Source organism: Gemmobacter sp., assembly GCF_016792925.1.
In the GTDB taxonomy this organism is placed as follows: domain Bacteria; phylum Pseudomonadota; class Alphaproteobacteria; order Rhodobacterales; family Rhodobacteraceae; genus Gemmobacter.
The window spans coordinates 1-19,454 of record NZ_JAEULU010000329.1 but is presented as its reverse complement, the minus strand read 5'-3'; the positions used below and the strand labels follow the sequence as shown (position 1 = coordinate 19,454).

20 protein-coding genes are annotated in these 19,454 nt (G+C 63.4%); 10 read left to right on the top strand and 10 right to left on the bottom strand.

Going from position 1 to position 19,454, the window contains the following annotated elements; translation table 11 throughout:
• From tpiA to JNN06_RS16245, 5 genes are all read right to left on the bottom strand, one after another.
• A partial coding sequence (gene tpiA / locus JNN06_RS16265; protein ID WP_291240641.1) for a triose-phosphate isomerase occupies positions 1–566 on the bottom strand: 566 nt, incomplete at its 3' end.
• 5 nt (positions 567–571) lie between these two features.
• Complete coding sequence (locus JNN06_RS16260) at positions 572–1,360, bottom strand: SDR family oxidoreductase (RefSeq protein ID WP_291240640.1); 789 nt, start codon at positions 1,358–1,360, stop codon at positions 572–574.
• A gap of 12 nt (positions 1,361–1,372) precedes the next feature.
• The gene (locus JNN06_RS16255) at positions 1,373–2,866 is read right to left on the bottom strand and encodes a sugar ABC transporter ATP-binding protein (RefSeq protein WP_291240639.1); all 1,494 of its coding nucleotides are present in this window, start codon (positions 2,864–2,866) and stop codon (positions 1,373–1,375) included.
• Between the two features lie 21 nt (positions 2,867–2,887).
• Positions 2,888–3,820: a substrate-binding domain-containing protein gene (locus JNN06_RS16250; protein ID WP_291240638.1), complete on the bottom strand. Its 933-nt coding sequence runs from the start codon at positions 3,818–3,820 to the stop codon at positions 2,888–2,890.
• A 96-nt stretch (positions 3,821–3,916) separates the two neighbouring features.
• Positions 3,917–4,900, bottom strand: coding sequence for an ABC transporter permease (locus JNN06_RS16245; RefSeq protein ID WP_291240637.1), 984 nt, complete (start codon positions 4,898–4,900; stop codon positions 3,917–3,919).
• A gap of 216 nt (positions 4,901–5,116) precedes the next feature.
• On the opposite strand from JNN06_RS16245, the gene JNN06_RS16240 reads away from it, so the two are divergent.
• The 10 genes from JNN06_RS16240 (at position 5,117) to JNN06_RS16195 (ending at position 16,529) form a co-directional block, all read left to right on the top strand.
• Positions 5,117–5,926, top strand: coding sequence for a transketolase (locus tag JNN06_RS16240; protein ID WP_291240636.1), 810 nt, complete (start codon positions 5,117–5,119; stop codon positions 5,924–5,926).
• The gene (locus tag JNN06_RS16235; RefSeq protein WP_291240635.1) at positions 5,926–6,885 is read left to right on the top strand and encodes a transketolase family protein; all 960 of its coding nucleotides are present in this window, start codon (positions 5,926–5,928) and stop codon (positions 6,883–6,885) included. The genes JNN06_RS16240 and JNN06_RS16235 overlap by 1 nt, the downstream gene beginning before the upstream one ends.
• A 98-nt stretch (positions 6,886–6,983) precedes the next feature.
• Complete coding sequence (locus JNN06_RS16230) at positions 6,984–8,453, top strand: FGGY-family carbohydrate kinase (RefSeq protein WP_291240634.1); 1,470 nt, start codon at positions 6,984–6,986, stop codon at positions 8,451–8,453.
• A gap of 22 nt (positions 8,454–8,475) precedes the next feature.
• Positions 8,476–9,426: a sugar-binding transcriptional regulator gene (locus JNN06_RS16225; RefSeq protein ID WP_291240633.1), complete on the top strand. Its 951-nt coding sequence runs from the start codon at positions 8,476–8,478 to the stop codon at positions 9,424–9,426.
• Between the two features lie 49 nt (positions 9,427–9,475).
• Entirely contained in the window at positions 9,476–10,261 is a 786-nt protein-coding gene (locus JNN06_RS16220; protein ID WP_291240632.1) for an SDR family oxidoreductase, read from the top strand.
• Positions 10,262–10,335: 74 nt separating this feature from the next.
• Positions 10,336–11,091, top strand: a complete 756-nt coding sequence (locus JNN06_RS16215) for a sulfite exporter TauE/SafE family protein (RefSeq protein WP_291240642.1) — start codon at positions 10,336–10,338, stop codon at positions 11,089–11,091.
• A gap of 243 nt (positions 11,092–11,334) precedes the next feature.
• Positions 11,335–14,745, top strand: coding sequence for an AAA domain-containing protein (locus tag JNN06_RS16210; protein ID WP_291240631.1), 3,411 nt, complete (start codon positions 11,335–11,337; stop codon positions 14,743–14,745).
• Between the two features lie 267 nt (positions 14,746–15,012).
• The gene (locus tag JNN06_RS16205; protein ID WP_291240630.1) at positions 15,013–15,690 is read left to right on the top strand and encodes an SOS response-associated peptidase family protein; all 678 of its coding nucleotides are present in this window, start codon (positions 15,013–15,015) and stop codon (positions 15,688–15,690) included.
• On the top strand, positions 15,674–16,264 hold the full coding sequence (locus tag JNN06_RS16200) for a hypothetical protein (protein ID WP_291240629.1): 591 nt from the start codon (positions 15,674–15,676) through the stop codon (positions 16,262–16,264). The genes JNN06_RS16205 and JNN06_RS16200 overlap by 17 nt, the downstream gene beginning before the upstream one ends.
• Positions 16,191–16,529 (top strand): hypothetical protein, encoded by a 339-nt coding sequence (locus JNN06_RS16195; protein ID WP_366812972.1) that lies wholly within the window; start codon positions 16,191–16,193, stop codon positions 16,527–16,529. The genes JNN06_RS16200 and JNN06_RS16195 overlap by 74 nt, the downstream gene beginning before the upstream one ends.
• Positions 16,530–16,587: 58 nt before the next feature.
• On the opposite strand, the gene JNN06_RS16190 is transcribed toward JNN06_RS16195, so the two are convergent.
• From JNN06_RS16190 to JNN06_RS16170, 5 genes are all read right to left on the bottom strand, one after another.
• The gene (locus JNN06_RS16190; protein WP_291240628.1) at positions 16,588–16,887 is read right to left on the bottom strand and encodes a PAAR domain-containing protein; all 300 of its coding nucleotides are present in this window, start codon (positions 16,885–16,887) and stop codon (positions 16,588–16,590) included.
• 29 nt (positions 16,888–16,916) lie between these two features.
• Complete coding sequence (locus JNN06_RS16185) at positions 16,917–17,351, bottom strand: hypothetical protein (protein WP_291240627.1); 435 nt, start codon at positions 17,349–17,351, stop codon at positions 16,917–16,919.
• A complete protein-coding gene (locus JNN06_RS16180) occupies positions 17,348–17,725 on the bottom strand; it encodes a hypothetical protein (RefSeq protein ID WP_291240626.1) in 378 nt (125 codons plus the stop codon). The genes JNN06_RS16185 and JNN06_RS16180 overlap by 4 nt, the downstream gene beginning before the upstream one ends.
• A gap of 117 nt (positions 17,726–17,842) precedes the next feature.
• Positions 17,843–18,373: a DNA/RNA non-specific endonuclease gene (locus JNN06_RS16175; protein WP_291240625.1), complete on the bottom strand. Its 531-nt coding sequence runs from the start codon at positions 18,371–18,373 to the stop codon at positions 17,843–17,845.
• 95 nt (positions 18,374–18,468) lie between these two features.
• Positions 18,469–19,095, bottom strand: a complete 627-nt coding sequence (locus JNN06_RS16170) for a hypothetical protein (protein ID WP_291240624.1) — start codon at positions 19,093–19,095, stop codon at positions 18,469–18,471.
• Positions 19,096–19,454: the final 359 nt, after the last annotated feature.

Genomic DNA, 19,454 nt, shown 5'->3' with positions numbered 1-19,454 from the left:
GCGGCGCGCAAGGCGGCATGCACCTCGGCAATCTGGGCCAGCGTGGGCGTGCGCCCGGTGCCGATGGCCCAGACGGGTTCATAGGCGATGACCGTATTTGCCGCCGTCGCGCCATCCGGCACCGATCCCGCCAGTTGCACGCCAATCACCGCAAGGGTCTGCCCCCCATCCCGCTCGGCCTCGGTCTCGCCCAGACAGATCACCGCGCCAAGCCCCGCCGCCCATGCGGCCTCGGCCTTGGCACGCACCAAGGCGTCACTCTCGCCATGATCGGCGCGGCGCTCGCTATGGCCAAGGATCACCGCTTTGGCCCCGGCATCGGCCAGCATCCCCGCCGACAGATCGCCCGTATGCGCGCCCGAAGCCTTGGTGTGGCAATCCTGCCCGCCGACCTGCAAAGCGCTGCCCTCGGCCAGTGCGGCCATCTGCGCCAGCAAGGTGGCGGGCGGGCAAAGCAGCATCTCGCAGCCGGGCGCGGGATGCGCCGCCAGCAGCGCCGAAACCTCGGCCAGCGCGGCGCGCGTGCCATTCATTTTCCAATTGCCGGCGGCAAGTTTGGTCCGCATGCCCATCACCAGCAGCAAAAGCCGCCATCGACCAGCAGGTCAACGCCGGTCACAAAGCTCGCCGCCTCCGACAGCAGGAAGACCGCAGGCCCCACCATCTCGTCAACATGGGCCATGCGCTGCATCGGGGTCTGTTCCTCGAACAGCTTTGTCTGATGCACCATTTCCGGGCGGGTGTTCATAGGCGTGGCAGTATAGCCGGGGCTGATGGTGTTCACCCGCACGCCGCGCGTCACCCATTCCATCGCCATCGACTTGGACATGTGAATGACCCCCGCCTTCGACGCATTGTAATGGCACTGGCTGAGGCCCCGGTTCACGATCACCCCCGACATCGAGGCGATGTTCACGATCGAGCCGCGCCCATGCGCCAGCATCGCCCGCGCCTCGGCCTGACAGGACAGGAAGACCCCCTTCAGGTTGATGTCCATCATGGTCTGGAACTGGGTTTCTTCCATGTCTTCGGCCGGATTGGCATTGGCGATCCCCGCCGCATTCACCGCCAGCCGCAGCGCGCCCAGCTCGGCCTCGGTGCGCGCCACGGCCTCGGTCAGGGCCGCGCCTTGCGTCACATCGGCGGCAATCTGGATACTGCGGCGGCCTGCGCGGGCGATGAAATCGGCGGTCTGCGCCAAACCGTCATCGCTGCGCCGGTCCAGCAGCGCCACATCCGCCCCGCATTGCGCCAGCCCCATGGCGATGCGCTGGCCGATGCCGCTGCCCGCCCCCGTCACCAGCGCCACCTGCCCCGACAGATCAAACAGTTTCGGGGCGTTCAGTTGGATGTCAGACATGATCTTCCTCGTTCAAATCGTCGCCAGTTCCATGACCGAGACGTCATTGGCGTCTTTACGGTCCAGAATGCCAGCCTGTTTTCCCTGTGCCATGACCATGATCCGGTTCGACACCCCCAGAACCTCCTCAAGGTCCGAAGAGACCACGATCACCGCCACGCCCTCGCGCGCCAGCTCCATGATCAGCTCATAGATCGACGAGCGCGCGCCCACATCAATGCCGCGCGTGGGTTCATCCAGAACCACCACCTGCGGCTTGCGCGCCAGCCATTTGGCCAACACCACCTTTTGCTGGTTGCCGCCCGAAAGCTCGCCCGCGTTCTGGGTGCCGCGCCCCTTGACGCCGAATTTCGCAATCAGCCCTTCGGCAAAATCATGCAGCTTGCGCGCCGTGATCGGGCCACCCCCGGCAACATCGCGCAGATTGGCATAGCCGATATTTTCGGCAATCGAGTGATCCAGCACCACGCCTTGCAGCTTGCGATCCTCGGGCACCAGCACCACGCCGTTGCGGATGGCATCGCGCGGGTTGCGCGGGGTGGCGGGCCTGCCATGCAGCAGCACCTCGCCCGAGGCGATGGGATCGGCGCCGGTGATCGCGCGCACCAGTTCCGTGCGGCCAGCGCCCACAAGGCCCGCAATCCCGAAGACCTCGCCCTTTTGCACCGAGAAACTGATGTCGCGGAAGCGGCCCGAAGGCGCCGTCAGCCCGCGCACCTCCAGCGTCGTCTCCGTCTGCGGTGCCGGAATCGCCGGGAACATCCGGTCCAGCGAGCGGCCCACCATCGCCTCCACAATCGTGCGGATCGGCACATCGCCGCGGTCGAATTCCTGCACCTTGGCCCCATCGCGCATCACCACGATGCGGTCGGCAATCTGGCGGATCTCCTCCAGCCGGTGCGAGATATAGATGATGCCCACGCCCTCGGCCTTCAACCGCTCGATCTGGCGGAACAGAAGCTGGGTCTCTTCGCCGCCAAGTGCGGCGGTCGGCTCATCCAGAATCAGCAATTTCGCGTTCAACGTCAGCGCCTTGGCAATCTCGATCAATTGCTGGTTGGCGGTGGAAAGCCCCTCCACCAGCCGCGCGGGCGAAATGTCGAGGCCGAGGCGGCGCAGGCCCGCATGGGCGCGCTCTTCCATGGCGGGGCGGTCGATCCGGCCCCCTTTGGTCAGATAGCGCCCGACAAACACGTTTTCCGCAATCGAGAGCTGCGGCAGCAGCTTCAATTCCTGATGAATCATCCCGACGCCCGCATCCATCGCGGCGCGCGGGCTGGCGGGGGCGTAGGCCACCCCCTGCCATGTCATCTGCCCCGAGGAGGGCTGCACCGTGCCGGAAATGATATTCGACAGTGTCGATTTTCCGGCCCCGTTTTCCCCCAGCAGCGCCACGACCTCGCCCGCCCGCACATCCAGATCGACGCCATGCAGCACCTCCAGCGATCCATAGGATTTGCGGATCTGCTTCAGCGACAGGATGGGAGCGGTTTGCGGGTTGGTCATGGCGCCACCTTTCGGGTCAGATCAGGGATGCTCGGCGACGAATTGCGCCGCGTTCTCCGGGGTGGTCAGGAAGCCCGGCAGCAGTTGCTCGGCGGGCAGGGTCTCGCCTGCGGCCAGCTTGATCGCGCTGTCCACGGCCAGACGGCCAATGCCGCGCACCTGTTGCGTGGCGGTGGCGGCAAAGCCACCCTCGGCCAGGATCGGCAGGGCGGTGGTGTCGCCGTCAAAGCCGCCGACGATCACGCCTTCCGCGCCCGAAACCTTCACCGCCTGCGCGGCACCAAGCGCCAGACCATCGGCCTGCGCGAAGATCAGCTTGGTCTCCGGATGCGCTTGCAGCAGGTTTTGCGTGATGTTCAGGCCCTCGGCCTGCGACCACTGCTCGCTCCACTGTTCCGCCACCAGCTCGACACCGGGGTTTTCGCCAATGGCCTTCATGCAGCCCTTGGTGCGCTCGACCTCCGGGGTGGTGCCTTTCTGGCCGTGAACCATCAGCATCTGGCCCTTGCCGCCCGCCAGACCGATGATGTGCTTGCACACTTCATAGGCCGAGGTAGCGTTGTCGGTCGCGATGAAGGTATCGCCCGGCGCGTCATCGGCGTTGCGGTCCACGTTCACCACCGGGATACCGGCCTCTTTGGCCAGACGGGTCGGCACGGCGGCGGCGGCGGCACCGGCGGGGATGTAGATGAAGGCGTCAATGTCCTGGGTCAGCAGGTCTTGCACCTGGCTCACCTGGGTGGCGCTGTCATTCTTGGCATCCACCGTGATGACCTCGATGCCCTTTTCCTTGGCATAGGATTCGACGCCGATCTTGATCTGGTTGAAGTAATCGGCTTGCAGGTTCGACACGGCAAGGCCGATTTTCTTGACCTCTTCCGCCGAGGCGCCCAGCGGGCTGAGGGCCGTGGTCGCCAGGGCGGCAGCCGCCAGAAGCGCAGTCTTGAAGTTCATGGTTGTCTCCTCCGTTGATGGGTGCGGCCACGTCAGCTGCGTGATCCGCGGTCGTTTCGGCTCAGCCAGCGCCTCCTTGCGCCGCCCTGCCCAAATTCATTTGGCTTTCTTGAAAGCCTCGGCTGCCACGGCCAGCGCGATCACCACGCCAATCACCACCGCCTGCATGAAGGGCGAGACGCCCAGCAGGTTCAGCCCGTTGCGCAGAACCCCGATGATCAGAACGCCGATGATGGTGCCCAGGATCCCGCCGCGCCCGCCGGTCAGGCTGGTGCCGCCGATGACCACTGCGGCGATGGTGTCCAGCTCGTAAGACACGCCTGCCGTCGGCTGCACCGAATCGAGGCGCATCGCCAGCACCACGCCCGCCAGCCCGGCCAGCAGGCCCGACACGACATAGACGCCCACGGTGAACGCATTCACATGGATGCCCGCCAGCCGCGCCACCTCGGGGTTGCCGCCGATGGCATAAAGCGAACGCCCGCCCGCCGAATAGCGCAGGTAAAGCCAACCCGCGACGAACACGACCAGCATGATCGCCACGGTCAGCGTCAGGAAACCGCCGAGGCGCGTATAGGCCAGCATGCTGAACCAGCTGGGGAAGCCCACGATCTGTTGCCCGTCGGTGATCATGTTCGCAAGGCCGCGCGCCACCGACATCATCGCCAATGTCGCAATAAAGGCCGGCACCCGGAACAGCGTGATCATCAGCCCCGACACCGCGCCGCTGAGGCCCGCCACCAGCAGCGCCAGCAGGATTGCAGGCCCCATCGGCATGCCGGCGGTATTCGCCAGATAGCCCATGACCATCATGGTCAGCGCCAGAACAGAGCCGACGGCCAGATCAATGCCGCCAATCAGAATCACCAGCGTCATGCCCACGGCCATGATGCCCAGCACGCTGATCTGATCCAGAATGTTCAGGATATTGCGCAGCGACATGAACTTGTCGGTCGCCACTGTCAGGAACAGGCACAGCAGGATCAGCCCGATCAGCGGCCCCGTCGCGCCCTTCAACCCGGACAGCCAGCGCAGCCCGTTCGCGCCCTGCGCGGTGTCGCCCCTTGTTGACGCAAGCATCCGTCCCCTCCCTCTTGCAATCCGGCGGCGCCTCTGGTCATGCGTGGCATTTTGTGCATGGCATAATTATTCAGTGCCGTCTGTAAATTCGTATTCGATAGGTAGAGGCCCTGTCAAATGGATTTTGCCATTCCAGCCGCCAATGTTTTTGCTTGACTTGGCCGCGTCTGGTGCAAGTATAACGCTAACTGTATATTTATGCACTACGAGGGAACCATGCAGCCGAACGATCTCGAACGCATCGCCCGACAGATCCGCCTGCGCGATCTGCAAGCTGTCGTGGCGGCCGGGGCGGGCCATATCGGCGGCGAAATGTCGGCCATCGACATTCTGACCGCGCTGTATTTCCGCGTGTTGCGCCTTGATCCGCAGGCCCCGAAAGACCCGAATCGCGACCGTTTCGTGCTGTCAAAAGGCCATGTGGCGCTGGCGCTTTACATCACGCTGGCCAAGCGCGGCTTCCTGCCGGAGGAAGAGATCGCCACCTTCCTGCAACCCCATTCACGGCTGAACGGCCACCCGAATTGCAACAAGGTGCCGGGGGTGGAAACCAATACCGGCCCCTTGGGCCATGGCCTGCCGGTTGCCGTGGGCATGGCGAAGGCCGCCCAGCTGACCGGGGCCGCCTATCACACCTATGTCATGACCGGCGATGGCGAGATGCAGGAGGGCTCCAACTGGGAGGCCATTGCCTCGGCCGCGCAATTCGGCCTGTCGAACCTCACGCTGATCATCGACCACAACCGCTTTCAGCAAGGCGCCGCGCTGAAGGATACCAACAACCTCGCGCCCTTCCGCTCCAAGCTGGAGGCCTTTGGCTGGGAAGTGACCGAGATCGACGGCAATGCCATGGCCGAGATCGTGCCCGCGCTGGAACATCGCGCCGCCCGCCCGCATTGCATCGTGGCCCATACCAACAAGGGCCATGGCATTTCCTTCATGCAGGACACCGTGGATTGGCACCACAAGGTGCCCAATGCCGAACAATTCCAGATCGCGCTGGCCGAACTGTCGGAGACCCTGTGATGAACGCTCAAACCCCTTCGCCCAAGCTGCATGATTGCCGCGACGCCTTTGTGGCGGTGCTGGAACGCCTGGCCGCCGAGAACCCGCGCATCGTGACGGTGGTGAATGATTCTGTCGGCTCGTCCAAGCTGGGCGGGTTCAAATCTAAATGGCCGGAGCGCCTGGTGAATGTGGGCATTGCCGAACAGGCCATGGTCGGCGTGGGCGCCGGTCTGGCGAATGGCGGGCTGATGCCCTTTGTCTGCGGCGCCGCCTGTTTCCTCACCGGGCGTTCGCTGGAGCAGGTGAAGGCCGACATCGCCTATTCCAATGCCAATGTGAAGCTGATCGGCATTTCCTCGGGCATGGCCTATGGCGAGCTGGGGCCGACCCATCACTCCATCGAAGATTTCGCTTGGACCCGCGTTCTGCCCAACTTGCCCGTCATCGCGCCTTGCGATTCGGTGGAAACCGCTGCGGCGGTGGAATGGGCGGCGGCCTATGACGGCCCGGTGTTCCTGCGCCTGTCGCGGGTGGGCGTGCCGGATCTGCTGCCGCAGGGCCATCGGTTTGAACTCGGCAAGGCCAACCTGCTACGTGATGGCGATGCGGTGACGCTGATCGCCAATGGAACCCTGACCCATCGCATGATGAAGGCCGCCGATCTGCTGGCCGCCGAGGGCATCGAGGCGCGGGTGCTGAACATGGCGACCGTCCGCCCGATCGACGCCGAGGCCATCGTGGCCGCGGCCCGTGATACCGGCGCGATTCTCACCGCCGAGGAACATTCGGTCTATGGCGGTCTGGGGTCGGCCATTGCCGAGGTGGTGGTGGATCGCGCGCCAGTGCCGATGAAACTGCTGGGCGTGCCGGGTATCTTTGCCCCCACCGGCTCGGCAGAGTTTCTGCTGGATGAATTCGGCATGAGCCCCGCTGCCGTGGCCGAATCCGCCAAGGCGCTGATCGCCCGCAAACACTGATCGGATAGGGTTGACGGCGCGCCCTTGCGCCTTCAGCCCCTTTCCGGCGCGGCGGCCCTCCCCCGCCGCGCCGCACCTTTCACACCGGAGCCTGCCCCATGACCCGCGCCATCCTTGCCATTGACCAGGGCACCACCAATTCCAAGGCGGTGCTGGTGTCAGAAACCGGCACAATTCTGGCGCGTGGCGCGGCCCCCGTCGGCATCAGCCACCCCCAGCCGGGCTGGGTGGAGCAAGACCCGCTGCGCCTTTGGGCCTCGGTGCAAGAGGCGATGGCCGCCTGCCTTGCCGCCGCGCCGCCGGTTGATCTGCAAGGCATCGCCATTTCAAACCAGCGCGAATCGGTGACGATCTGGGATGGCGAGACCGGCCTGCCGCTGGGGCCGGTGGTCAGCTGGCAATGCCGCCGCTCGGCCCCCGCCTGCGCCGAGCTGACCGCTGCGGGCCATGCCCCTCGGGTGCAGGCGCTGACGGGCCTGCCCATCGACCCGATGTTTCCGGGGCCGAAGATGCGCTGGCTGCTGGATCGCGCGCCCGCAGACCGGCCCCTGCGCCTTGGCACCATTGATGCCTGGCTCATTCATTGCTTCACCGGGGGCGCGGTGCATGCCTGCGATGCCTCCAACGCCGCGCGCAGCCAGTTGCTTGATCTGGCCCGCCTGGAATGGAGCGACGAGCTATGTGCCCTGTTCGGCGTGCCGAAATCCTGCCTGCCGCGTGTGCAGGACAGCGCCTCGGTCTTTGGCACCACCGCAGGCGTGCCGGGCCTGCCCGACGGGCTGCCGATCTGCGCCGCCATTGGCGACAGCCACGCCGCGCTGTTCGGCCATGGCGCCTTTGCCCCCGGTGATGGCAAGGTGACCTTCGGCACCGGCTCGTCGATCATGACCACCCTGCCCGGCTTCATCGCGCCGCAGGATGGCATCACCACCACGATTGCCTGGTCCATCGGCGGCACGTCCACCTATGCGTTCGAGGGCAATATTCTGGTGTCCGCTGCCGCGCTGCCCTGGATGGCCGATCTGCTGGGACTGCCCGATGTTCAGGCGCTGACCGATCTGGCCGCCACGGCCGAGCCCGGCGGCCCCGGCTTCGTGCCGGCCTTTGTGGGTCTTGGCGCGCCCTATTGGCAGGCCGATGCGCGCGCGCTGTTTTCCGGCATCACCTTCACCACCTCGCGCGCACAGATGGCGCGGGCCGTGACCGACAGCATGGCCTTTCAGGTGCGGGATGTGATCGCGGCGATGGCCGCGCAATCGCCGCGCCCCCTGGGGCGGCTGTTTGTCGATGGCGGGCCCAGCCGCAACCTGTTCCTGATGCAATGCGTGGCCGATACGCTGCACCACCCGCTGATCCAATGCGACGCGCCCGAGGCCTCGGCCCTTGGCGCGGCATGGCTGGCGGGGCTGACGCTGGGCCTTTGGCCCGACCTCGCGACCATCGCGGCCCTGCCCCGCGCGGGCACCCCCATCGCGCCGCGTGACAGCGATGCCGCAGCCCGCCTTGCCGTGTGGCACGATGCCATCGCCCGCTCGACGCAAGCCCCCGCATCCTCTAAGTGTGAATAAAAATTCACAGCCGGAGGATGCCATGGGTCGGATCAACGAGTTGCGGCTGATTGCCCGCGTGGCCCAGATGTATCACATCGAAGGCAAGCGGCAGGCCGAGATCGCCGAGACCCTGCGCATGTCGCAGGCGACCGTGTCGCGCATGCTCAAACGCGCCGAGGCCGAGGCCATCGTGCGCACCACGGTCATTCCGCCGCCCGGCACTTTCGCCGATCTGGAAACCGCGCTGCGCGACCGCTACGGCCTGACCGAAGCCATCGTGATCGACTGCTCCGAAGATCGGGATGGCGCGATCATGGCCCGCATCGGCGAGGCGGCGGCGCATTTTCTGGAAGTGACCCTGCAACAGGATGAGGTGATCGGCGTTTCCAGCTGGAGCCAGACCCTGCTGCGCATGGTCGACAACATCCACCCGCTGCGCAATGCCAAGGCCAAATATGTGGTGCAAATTCTGGGTGGTATGGGCGATGCATCGGTGCAGACCCATGCCACCGAACTGACCGCGCGGCTGGCGAAACTGACCGGGGGCGAGCCGCGCCTGCTGCTGGTGCAGGGCCTGACCTCCTCGCGCGAGGCCAAGCTGGTGATGCTGGCCGACCCGGTGGTGCGCGGCACGATGGACCTGTTCGGGCGGCTCAGCCTTGCCATCATCGGCATCGGCGCGGTGGAACCTTCCGAGCTTCTGGCCCGCTCCGGCAACGTGTTTTCCAAACAGGAAATGGCGATGCTGCACGAGGCGGGGGCGGTGGGCGAAATCTCCTATCGCTTCTACGACGCGGCGGGCAAGCCGGTGGAAACCCCGCTGAATGACCGCGTGATCGGCATCTCGCTGGAGGAGCTGCGCCGCGCCGACCGGGTGATGGCGCTGGCGGGGGGCGAATCGAAAACCGAGGCCATCGCGGGTGCGCTGCGCCTTGGCGTCATTGATGTGCTGGTGACAGACAAATTCACGGCGGCACGGCTGACGGCCTGAGCCCTTCGGGCCCAGCCGTCTGCCTGCCGCGCTTTATGGAGGAAGACCCATGAAACGCTTTGCAGGCCAGACGGTGTTCGTCACCGGCGGAAACAAGGGCATTGGCCGCGGCATTGCCAAACGCTTTGCCGAGGAAGGCGCGGCCGTCGCCATCGCCGCCATCGAGGCCGACACGCCCGAGGCCGCCGCCGCGCTGGCGGCCGAGACCGGCGCGCAGGTCATCGGCCTGCCGCTGGACGTGACCGACGCCGAGGCCGTCCGCGCCGCCTATGACGCCGCCGAGACGCAGCTGGGGCCGATCTCGGTCTCGGTGCAAAATGCGGGCGTCATCACCATCGCCAAGGTCGAAAACCTGACCGAACGCGAATGGGATCTGAACCTGGATGTGAACACCAAGGGCGTGTTTCTGTGCTGTCAGGAGGCCGTGCGCCGCTTCCGCGCCCATGGCATCAAGGGCCGCCTGATCAACACCGCCTCGGGGCAGGCGCGTCAGGGCTTCATCTACACGCCGCATTACGCCGCCTCCAAATTCGGCGTGGTCGGGCTGACCCAAAGCCTTGCGAAAGAGCTGGCCCGCGAGGGCATCACCGCCAATGCCATCTGCCCCGGCATCATCCACACCGAGATGTGGGATTATAACGATCGCGTCTGGGGGCAGATGCTGGGGGATTATGCGCCCGGCGCGCTGATGGCGGAATGGGTCGAGGGCATCCCGATGGGCCGGGCAGGCACCCCTGCCGAGGTCGCGGCGCTGGTGGCCTTCCTCGCCTCGGCCGACGCCGCCTATATCACCGGCCAGACGATCAATGTGGATGGCGGGTTGATCATGTCCTGAATTTGCGGCGCGCGGTGGACCTTCCCGCCCCGCGCGCCTAACCTGCCGGGCAGGAGGAGCCTGCCATGATCGCGATGACCCTGACCGAAGCCCTGATCCTTGGCCTTGCCGCCTTTGGCGCCGGGGTGCTGAACACAGTGGCCGGGGGCGGCACCTTCCTCACCTTTCCGGCGCTGATCCATGCGGGCATTCCGCCGGTGGCCGCCAATGCCACCAGCGCTATGGCGGTATTTCCCGGCTATCTGGCCGGAGCGCTTGGCTTTCGCGCCGAATTGCAGGCGATGGATCGGGGCCGCCTGGCGCGGCAAGCCGTGGTGACCCTGGCCGGAGGCCTTGCCGGTGCGCTGTTGCTGATGGTTTCCTCCAACGAGCTGTTTTCCAAAATCGTGCCGGGCCTGCTGCTCTTCGCCACGCTGGTCTTCCTGTTCGGCGAGCGGCTGCGCGGGCTGGCCTCGGGCCTTGCAACGGGCGAGGGGCTGGCGGGGACGCTGGGGCTTTTCGCCGTCAGCCTCTATGGCGGTTACTTCAATGGCGGGTTGGGCATCATGCTGCTGGCGCTGTTCGCGCTGTGGGGCATGCGCGACCTGCATGCGATGAACGGGCTGAAAAACGGCCTGTCCTTCGTGCTGTCGGCGATTTCCGTTGCCGCCTTCGCCTTGGCCGGGCTGATCGCCTGGCCACAGGCGGCGCTGATGATGGCCGCCTCGGTTGCGGGCGGCTATGCCGGGGCGCCTCTGGCGCGGGTGCTGCCCCGCAGCGTGTTGCGCGGCCTGATCGCCCTTGTGGGCTTCGGCATGACTGCGGTTTTCGCCCTGCGCGCCTGGGGCTGAGGCGGGCGACGCTGCGGCGCTGACCCGCAAGAATGCGGGCGGCGACCTAGGGAGATGGCAATCTTGGCCCGGCGAGCATTTCGCGCCAAGGGTTGTGGACCGGCACTGCCGGGGGCAAAGATTCGCATTTGCACTTGAACTCAACGGATTATACCGTCCGCCAGACAGCACCCGGCTGCGGGCGGTATAGATCATGCCGTCCGGTCTGCCTGTTTGATAAAGAGTGTTATAAACGCTGAATTTTTGAATATTCTGCGCTATTGGCGCACGTCTTTGGCAGATAGCTCGCTTGGCGAAGGTAAATTCCGGCAAAAGGATCGCAGCCGGTTCATCGAACTTTCTGTCGATACTTTGCGACATGGCGTCCTCTCGGCGGAGGAAGCGCGCGCTGTGTTCCAAGGCCAGGCGGCATCCCAGAAAGCGGTTTCGGTCCGGATCTGGCCCTTGGTGGCGGCGCACAGGATGTCGCATGGCGCGTCACGCGCCGGAGGGCTGCCCGATCTGGTCGCGCCCGTTGTCACCGAGGCAATGGTGGAACGCGATGGCCATATTTTGCCGGCACGCAATACGATTGCCCGCGATGTCCTCGGGCCGCTGACGGATGGCGAGTTTTCGATTGGCACAGTCGCCGACTTGGATGGATTTCTGACCGAAACCCCGTTGGCCGCAAAGGCCGGGGAAGAGGACTGGCAGGATTACCGCAATCATTGCCGCAAGATGGTGGATGCTGTCATTGGCGGGTGGCCGCGGGGGGATGCAGATTATCAACCCATTGGCGCAGGTTTTCTTGAGGTATCTGGCGAGACGGCCGCAAAGGTGCGCCAAAACCTCGATCTCTACGATTACCTTCTGACCCATCAGCCCGATGTGCCATTGCTTTCACAATTCGCGCGGCCCTCTGGCACGCCGCACGCTGCTGATGACCGGGTCGAGTCAGAATTTGTCCGCAGGCTCGGACATTCCAATCCGCAATTTCCGCTGGCAGATCACCAAAGGCAGGTTCTCGCCTGGCTCGATGCCGCCCAAGACGGCGAGGTCATCGCCGTGAACGGCCCGCCGGGCACCGGCAAGACGACCATGCTGCTGTCAGCTGTCGCCGGTCTCTGGGTGCAGGCCGCATACAGGGGCGGCGAGCCGCCGGTGATCGTGGCCGCATCGTCGAACAACCAGGCCGTCACCAATATCATCGACGCCTTTGGAAAGGACTTTGCGAGCGGGGAGGGGCCGTTCGCGGGCCGGTGGTTGCCCGATGTGAAGAGCTTTGGGATGTTCCTGCCGTCGCAGACGCGCAAGGCCGAGGCGATGCAGCGCTATCAGACAGAGGATTTTCAGGCGGGGCTGGAAAGCGAGGCAGGGTTTCTCCGGGCGAAAGATGCCTATCTGAGTGCGGCGCGCGCAGCTTTTCCCGATATGGCGAACCCGGATGTTCGATCCGTGGTCGCAGCCCTGCATGGCATGATCCGCCTGCAGGTTGACGCATTCTCGGCTTTGGATCGGTCTGCCGCTGCACTTGACGCCGCCTTGACGGAGAGGCGTCTGGGTCTGGGCGAGGATCCTGTCGCGGCTCGCCTCCGCTTTGAACTGGATGTGCGCGACAGGCAAAGGGAGTGTGAAACGCCGAGGGCCGCGATGAAGGCGCTGGAAGCGCATCTCGGCGCCGAGTCGGGTCTGATGGCGCTGTTCTCTTTCCTGCCGCCCATTGCCCGCAAGCGGCTTCTGCGCGCCCGGTTGGCCATCGGTGATTTTGCCAATGACCTGGGGCATTGCTCTGGCGTGTCAGAGCTGGAGACGAAGCTGAAGGATCGCCTGCAAGGGGCCGAAAATGCCTGCCGGGAGGCGCAGTCCAGGCTTGACCGCGCCGACCGGCTTGAACGTCAGGTCTCGGATGCCCGCCAGCGATGGGATGGGGCGGTTTCTGCTTTGGATGGGGGCAGCTATTCCCTCGAGACAAGGGATGAACTGGACCGGCAAACCGATATCAACCGCCGTTTCAGGCTGTTTCTGCTGGCCACCCATTATTGGGAGGGCCGCTGGTTGATGGCGATGGAGGCCGATCTTGCATCAATCACCGCCAGTTCCAGCAAGCAACTGCTCGGATTGAAGTCGATGGTGCCACGCTGGCACCGCCGCATGATGCTGACGCCCTGTGCCGTTGCGACATTCGCGAGCCTGCCCGGCAAGATGATTTACAGCCGGAACACCGCTGGCACGTTTTCAAAGGAGTATCTGCTCAACTTCATTGATCTTCTGATCGTCGACGAGGCGGGCCAGGTTTTGCCCGAGGTGGCCGGAGCATCTTTTGCCTTGGCAAAAAAGGCATTGGTGATTGGCGACACCCAACAGATCGCACCGATTTCATCGCTCCCCCTGCCCATCGACGCCGGCAATCTGAACGCCTGCAAGCTGCTGCGCGATTGCAGGGATGAAAAGGCCTTTGAAGAGATCGCGGCTCGCGGGCTGCTCAGCACCAGTGGCAGTGCCATGCGCCTGGCTCAGCAGGCATGTCGCATCTCGCCCTGGGCGGAGCTGGAAAAGGGTCTCTACCTTTTCGAGCACCGGCGTTGCTATGATGAGATCATCCGCTATTGCAACGCGCTGTGCTACAAGGGAACGCTTCGCCCCATGCGCGGCGTGGCGCCTGAGGCGGCGCCGTTCCCGGCGATGGGCTATCTGCATGTCGATGGGCGGGCAACGAGTATTGGCCGCAGTCGTGCCAATCTGCTGGAAGCGCAGACGATCGCATCCTGGCTGGTGGAACACCGAGACCGCCTTGAAAAGATATATGGGAAGCGGATCGAAGAGGTCGTGGGGGTCATTACCCCCTTCGGTCGGCAAGCCCATGAGATCCGGGAGGCCTGCGCTGCCCTCAACCTATCCGTCACCGACCGAACCGGCATGACGATCGGCACGGTTCACTCGCTTCAGGGCGCAGAGCGGCCGGTCATTCTGTTCTCGCCGGTCTATTCCAAACATGCCGATGGTCCCTTTATCGACAGCTCACCCAGCGTGCTGAATGTGACGGTTTCGCGCGCGAAGGACAGCTTCCTTGTGTTCGGCGATATGGATGTCTTTTCCGCCGCTGCATCGGGCACGCCGCGTTCTTTGTTATCAGGCTTTCTGCACGCTGATCGCCGGAATGCGCTGGATTTCACTGCAAAGCCCCGCAGCGATCTGCTGGACGAGGGGCAGTTCATCACCTTGCGCGATGCTTCCGAACATGACGCATTCCTGCTGTCGGCCCTGTCTTCCGAGGCGAAGCGTTTCACCATTGTCAGCCCTTGGGTCATTGTCTCGACCATGGAACGGGCAGGCATCCTCGAAGGCTTCGCGCAGGCCGTCAAACGGGGGGCCGAGATTGATGTCTATGCCGATCCGCTGCTGAATGCGGCTCCGACCAAAGAGGGCCGCAGCAATATGGAACTGGCGGAGCAGGCCCTATCTGCCATCGGGGTCAAACTTCACGGCCTTCCGCAACTCCACAGCAAGATCGTTGCCATTGATGACGGGCTGCTTTGCATCGGGTCTTATAATTGGCTGAGCGCGGATCGTCAGGGCCAATATGCCCGGCATGAAACATCCTTCGTCTATCGGGGCACGCATATGGCGCAGGAAATCAGCACAATCGTCGAAAGCCTGCGGCGCCGGGAGAAATAGGGCCTGCTTTCTTGCGGACCGCAGAGCTTGGCCCCTCATGGCACCCTCTCATCTCTGCCTCCCCGGCAGTGAGGGACAGAGCGATTCCGCATGGCGGCTCGGGCGAAGGGGCGGCACCTGAGAGCGCTGCCAGGCACCACCACCCGTGTCTAGGCCGCATTGGCAGCATGACCCTGCCAGAACGCCCACACTTCTCTGCCAGGCCCACTATCCCAACAGCAAATGTTCCCGTAATGTTTCAGGGCAATTCACGGTCGGGGCCGATCCATGTGCAACCTCTATGCCCAAACCAAACCGCAAGACGCGATGCGGCGCGCCTTTGCGCAGATCGCCGATGAGGGCGCGCTGCTCGAGGATCTGACCGGCAACCTGCCCCCCATGCCCGGTATCTGGCCGGATTATCCGGCGCCCATCCTGCGACGGGGCGCGCAAGGATTGCAGCTTTCTCTGGCCCGCTGGGGCATGCCCAGCCCGCCGCAATTTCTGGCGGGCAAGCGCACCGATCCCGGCGTGACGAACATCCGCAACCTCGCCTCACCGCATTGGCAGCGCTGGCTGAGGGTGGCGCATCGCTGTCTTGTGCCCTTCACCAGCTTTGCCGAGCCCGACAGCCGCCCCGGCCCGACCAAGGGCAAGCCGGTCTGGTTTGCTCTTGGCCCCGATCGACCGCTGGCCTGCTTTGCCGGGATTTGCACCGAATGGACCAGCACGCGCAAAGTGAAGGAAGGCGAGGTGACGGTGCAGGCCTTCGGCTTTCTCACTTGCGATCCAAACCGCGAGGTCGCGCATATCCATCCCAAAGCCATGCCCGTCATCCTCACCCGGCCAGAGGAATGGCGCGATTGGCTGACCAAACCTTTTGACCTTCTTCGCCCCCTGCAACGCCCCCTGCCGGATGGCGAATTGGAAATCGTGCTGGAGGCCGCGCATGAAGACCCTGCCTGATCCGCTCGCCAGCCCCCCGCTCGGTTTGCGCCCGATGCGGGTGCATGAGGCGGGCGGGCGCGGGCGGCGCAGCTTTGCGCTGTTTCAGGCGGCGCGCCATCCCGGCCCACTGGTCTGGATCAGCCCCTCCCATCTGCCGGAACAGCCGCTGCCCGCTGGCCTGCCCATGGGCGTGGCCGAGCGGCTGCACCTGCTCCGCCCCATGGGCGAAACCGACCTGCTGTGGTGCGTAGAGGAGGCGCTGCGCAGCCCCGCCGTGGCGCTGGTGATCGCCGAACCGCAACAGCCGCTCTCGCTCACCGCAGGGCGCCGGTTGCAACTGGCGGCCGAGGCCGGGCGCACCACGGGCCTCTTGCTGATCCCGGAGGGCGGCGGCAGCGCGGCCTCGGAAACCCGCTGGCACTGCGAGCCTGCGCCGGGGCGAGAGGACTCGACTCTGCATCACTGGCAGATTAACAAGAACAAAAGAGGAACTAACGGCGATTGGATGCTGCACTGGGATGGCACGACGGCTGCTTTCCATCTGGTTTCCGAGGCTGGCGAGCGACAGCAGCCTGCGAAGCCAGCCCGTTGAAGGGCCCTTTGCCCTGACCCTGCGGTCGGGCAATACCGATCACCTGCATTGCCTGAACGCTGCCGCGCAGGCGCTTGGGTTGCACCGCGGCATGGCCCTGGCCGATGCCCGCGCCATCTGCCCCGATCTGGTGACCCGCCCCGCCGATCTGGCAGCCGAGGCCGCCGCTTTGGCCGCCCTGCGCCGCTGGACGGGGCGCGCCGCAGCACCGCCCACCATCCCGCGAGCAGGCGAAAAGCTGCTCCCCAACCGGAATTTTCATTGACGGGTATGAGGTGGAGGGCGAGCAGCCGTCATGCGCTACGGTTGGCCCAAACGTCTACTCAGCCGCCGATGAACACGTCGCCCGAGCCTGCTGCTGCCGCCCCACCGCAGCCGATCGCATCGCCAACACGGCCCGCAGGTTTGCCGTTGATGAACACCGTGCCAGACCCGCCCGACAAGCTGCGCGGATGCGCCGGGGCTGGGCAGCTCGGGCAGCCATGCGCCCCATAGTGATCCCCCTGCCGCACCGCCCCAAGCCCATTCACGAACACATTCCCCGACGCCTCAATCGCAGGCGTCGGGGGGAAATGGCACCCGTGACCAGAGCCGGTGTCACCCAAGCGTGTCGCTACCGGCATGGGATATCTCCTTTGGCATTTAAACCTATTCAGAAAGCTACAGGCGACCAAGCTAAATTTGGCCTTGGTATTGAGCTGAAATCCGGACGCATCTCATGAATCTTGTCTTGAAAATTGTCCTTGGTGACCATCCAGCGCAATGCATCACGGTACCCATAAGTCGCGCACAGTTGATCACTTTTCCGTCCAAATTGAAGGAGAACTGTTTTCCACGTCCTGTGATCAGCATCCGGATGCATTTCACGCAGAATACGAAGCGCAGGAAGCACTGGCGGAATGGCGAAAGAGAAGCCCACGGCATTCCCGTAAGTATCATAGGCTTGCGCACCACCTCCGCCGCCTTTTCCATCGGTTGACAGCCATAACCATGCAGAAATCCCGGCCCAATCGGCATATTGGGCCGGGATAGCGGCGGCAATCAGTTCCGCAATGCTTTTGGTTTGAACCGCCTCTTGTGGGGTCATTGATCGAATTTCGGGCGCAGGCTTTCTATGAAGCCGTGGATGTTGGCAGGGGTAACGGCCCAGCGGTTGGGGTTTTTGTCTTCAAACTCGATGTTGAAGCGCCCAGAGGTTCTGTCGAATTGCAACAACAATTTAAGCGGGAAGGCCTCATCCTCGTATACCGCTGAGAGATAGGCAGACATAAAAGGTCGAATTGCACGAATGCCCGCCGAAATCGCCTCAAAGTCGCCATCGGACTTATAAAGATATCCGTAGGAGCTGTCAGGATCTCCATCGTCATCGAACCCAATCACAATGCTAAATGCAGACCAAGGACATTCAAAAGCCTTATGATTTTGAACAATCACGCTGATCAAGTTTGAAAGCTCACTCATTTGTCACCTCGCATACCTTTCCTGCATATCTCTCCACGAAATGCGGCTAAATGCCTGTCCGAGTTTATTTTCAAAGCTCTTCTCATTTTCATACACAATCTTACCTGTTTTTGGGTCTCAAACTAAATAAGTGGAATCGAAGCTATCATGCCGCACAGCCCCAGGCGGGTAGACATCCACCTTATAATCAACCTCATACCCAAGCTTGGTCCAGTCGGCCCACTCATTCTCCATCGTCTTCCAAGCCCCCATATTAAGATTGCCAGCCTGAGGTGCAATGCCTTCATCGGGGGTGTCACCAAAAAAACGATGCCCAGCCAAGTGGCCGCCTTGATCGCCGGGATTTCCCAATCGTCCGACAGCGGTGGCGTTATCGTATCGGGGGCCCGAACCAAAGTCCTGACGGATCGTGCCGGTTGATGAAACCGGCCTGCCTGTCTGTGGGTCGTAAGTGATGGTCTGTTCGTTGCTGCCCCGACGTACCGTTTTCTTCGATGGCGCTTTCGGCGCACTTCCATCCGGCTTTTCCTTGGCCGGGTCCGGCACTTCGCCCCGCGCCGAAACGTCTGCCGATTTCGAGCCGGTTCCCAGCTTGTCTTCGTCAAGCACCTCCTTGAGGATCTTGGGGTCAATCGCCCGATCCGGCACGCTCGCCGCGACTTTCGAGGCAACGCGGATGGCGATTTCCGTTACTTCGCCAGCGCGTCACTGCATGGGATATCTGCTTTGGCGTAACAGTCGATCTACCCTGCACCACCCATGATGAGCAGCGTGCGGTCTTCACAGAACTCAACCCAATGCCCCATCAACCAAAGCTCGGCAGCGGGCGTTTCATCCAGCGGATATTTGACAATGGGCCAAAGCAAATAGCGGGTAATCGCCGGAAATGTCGTCATCATGTAAACCGCCTCGCGCAAACCCCAAATCCATTCCGGAAATTCAGCGCAATGGTCTATGAAATCATCGCTAAACTCTGTTCCAACATCGTGAACTCGTAAACGACCAAGCTCTTGTTCATGCTGAAAATCCGCCGCAGAAATTTCGCCCACGTGACTCCGTCCAATCGCACCGGCCTGCGTATAGTCCAATTCCGTCAAGCGATCTGCCACCGCATCCCGATATTGCGCCGCCAATTCGTACGCGCGAGGCGTGATGACCTGCGGGGGGGGCAAAAGATAGGTGCCATTAAAATCCGCCCGTGCCCGGAAATCCATAATCCGTGAGACAAACGCCGCACCATTGGGTAGACCAGCGAAGGCCTGATGCAGGGTCTCCGCATTGTCGAGCTCAAGCATGAGAGACTCGAAGTGATGATCGTCAAAGCAGCTCGGCTTTTCGACGTAAGAGAGCCAGTCATCCAAAAGCGACATCATCCACCTCCAGCAGAAAGAATTGAATTTCGCAGCCCGGATGGCAGGCTGTCGATCCCATTGTCGAGATAGTGATTGGCGAAATATCCCATGCGCCGCAAGAGTTCAGTGCGACTGCGCGCGGGGGGAGGGCCATAAAGTTGGTCGAGAGCATTATGCATAGTTTGGGAGCCAGGACCAGTGCCGCGACCGGAGTCGGACGAATGCCGCCAGCGAATTGAGCTACTCCCCGATCCTTGGACAGTTTTCGGGGATATTTAAGCTACCGCCTGCGCCTGCTGATCGGTTTCGATGCTGTTGAAGTAGACCACGGCAGGCGGTTGGCCGCCATGGGCAGTGTGGGGTCGTCGATGGTTGTA

What these genes read in the sequence shown, in the direction of transcription:
- JNN06_RS16255 (WP_291240639.1), bottom strand. Translation starts at nt 2,866, where the DNA reads ATGACCAACCCGCAAACCGCTCCCATCCTGTCGCTGAAGCAGATCCGC.
- JNN06_RS16250 (WP_291240638.1), bottom strand. Translation starts at nt 3,820, where the DNA reads ATGAACTTCAAGACTGCGCTTCTGGCGGCTGCCGCCCTGGCGACCACG.
- JNN06_RS16170 (WP_291240624.1), bottom strand. Translation starts at nt 19,095, where the DNA reads ATGTCGCTTTTGGATGACTGGCTCTCTTACGTCGAAAAGCCGAGCTGC.
- JNN06_RS16220 (WP_291240632.1), top strand. Translation starts at nt 9,476, where the DNA reads ATGAAACGCTTTGCAGGCCAGACGGTGTTCGTCACCGGCGGAAACAAG.
- JNN06_RS16240 (WP_291240636.1), top strand. Translation starts at nt 5,117, where the DNA reads ATGCAGCCGAACGATCTCGAACGCATCGCCCGACAGATCCGCCTGCGC.
- JNN06_RS16200 (WP_291240629.1), top strand. Translation starts at nt 15,674, where the DNA reads ATGAAGACCCTGCCTGATCCGCTCGCCAGCCCCCCGCTCGGTTTGCGC.
- JNN06_RS16235 (WP_291240635.1), top strand. Translation starts at nt 5,926, where the DNA reads ATGAACGCTCAAACCCCTTCGCCCAAGCTGCATGATTGCCGCGACGCC.
- JNN06_RS16195 (WP_366812972.1), top strand. Translation starts at nt 16,191, where the DNA reads ATGGCACGACGGCTGCTTTCCATCTGGTTTCCGAGGCTGGCGAGCGAC.
- JNN06_RS16260 (WP_291240640.1), bottom strand. Translation starts at nt 1,360, where the DNA reads ATGTCTGACATCCAACTGAACGCCCCGAAACTGTTTGATCTGTCGGGG.
- JNN06_RS16225 (WP_291240633.1), top strand. Translation starts at nt 8,476, where the DNA reads ATGGGTCGGATCAACGAGTTGCGGCTGATTGCCCGCGTGGCCCAGATG.
- JNN06_RS16190 (WP_291240628.1), bottom strand. Translation starts at nt 16,887, where the DNA reads ATGCCGGTAGCGACACGCTTGGGTGACACCGGCTCTGGTCACGGGTGC.
- JNN06_RS16205 (WP_291240630.1), top strand. Translation starts at nt 15,013, where the DNA reads ATGTGCAACCTCTATGCCCAAACCAAACCGCAAGACGCGATGCGGCGC.
- JNN06_RS16185 (WP_291240627.1), bottom strand. Translation starts at nt 17,351, where the DNA reads ATGACCCCACAAGAGGCGGTTCAAACCAAAAGCATTGCGGAACTGATT.
- JNN06_RS16215 (WP_291240642.1), top strand. Translation starts at nt 10,336, where the DNA reads ATGACCCTGACCGAAGCCCTGATCCTTGGCCTTGCCGCCTTTGGCGCC.
- JNN06_RS16180 (WP_291240626.1), bottom strand. Translation starts at nt 17,725, where the DNA reads ATGAGTGAGCTTTCAAACTTGATCAGCGTGATTGTTCAAAATCATAAG.
- JNN06_RS16230 (WP_291240634.1), top strand. Translation starts at nt 6,984, where the DNA reads ATGACCCGCGCCATCCTTGCCATTGACCAGGGCACCACCAATTCCAAG.
- JNN06_RS16245 (WP_291240637.1), bottom strand. Translation starts at nt 4,900, where the DNA reads ATGCTTGCGTCAACAAGGGGCGACACCGCGCAGGGCGCGAACGGGCTG.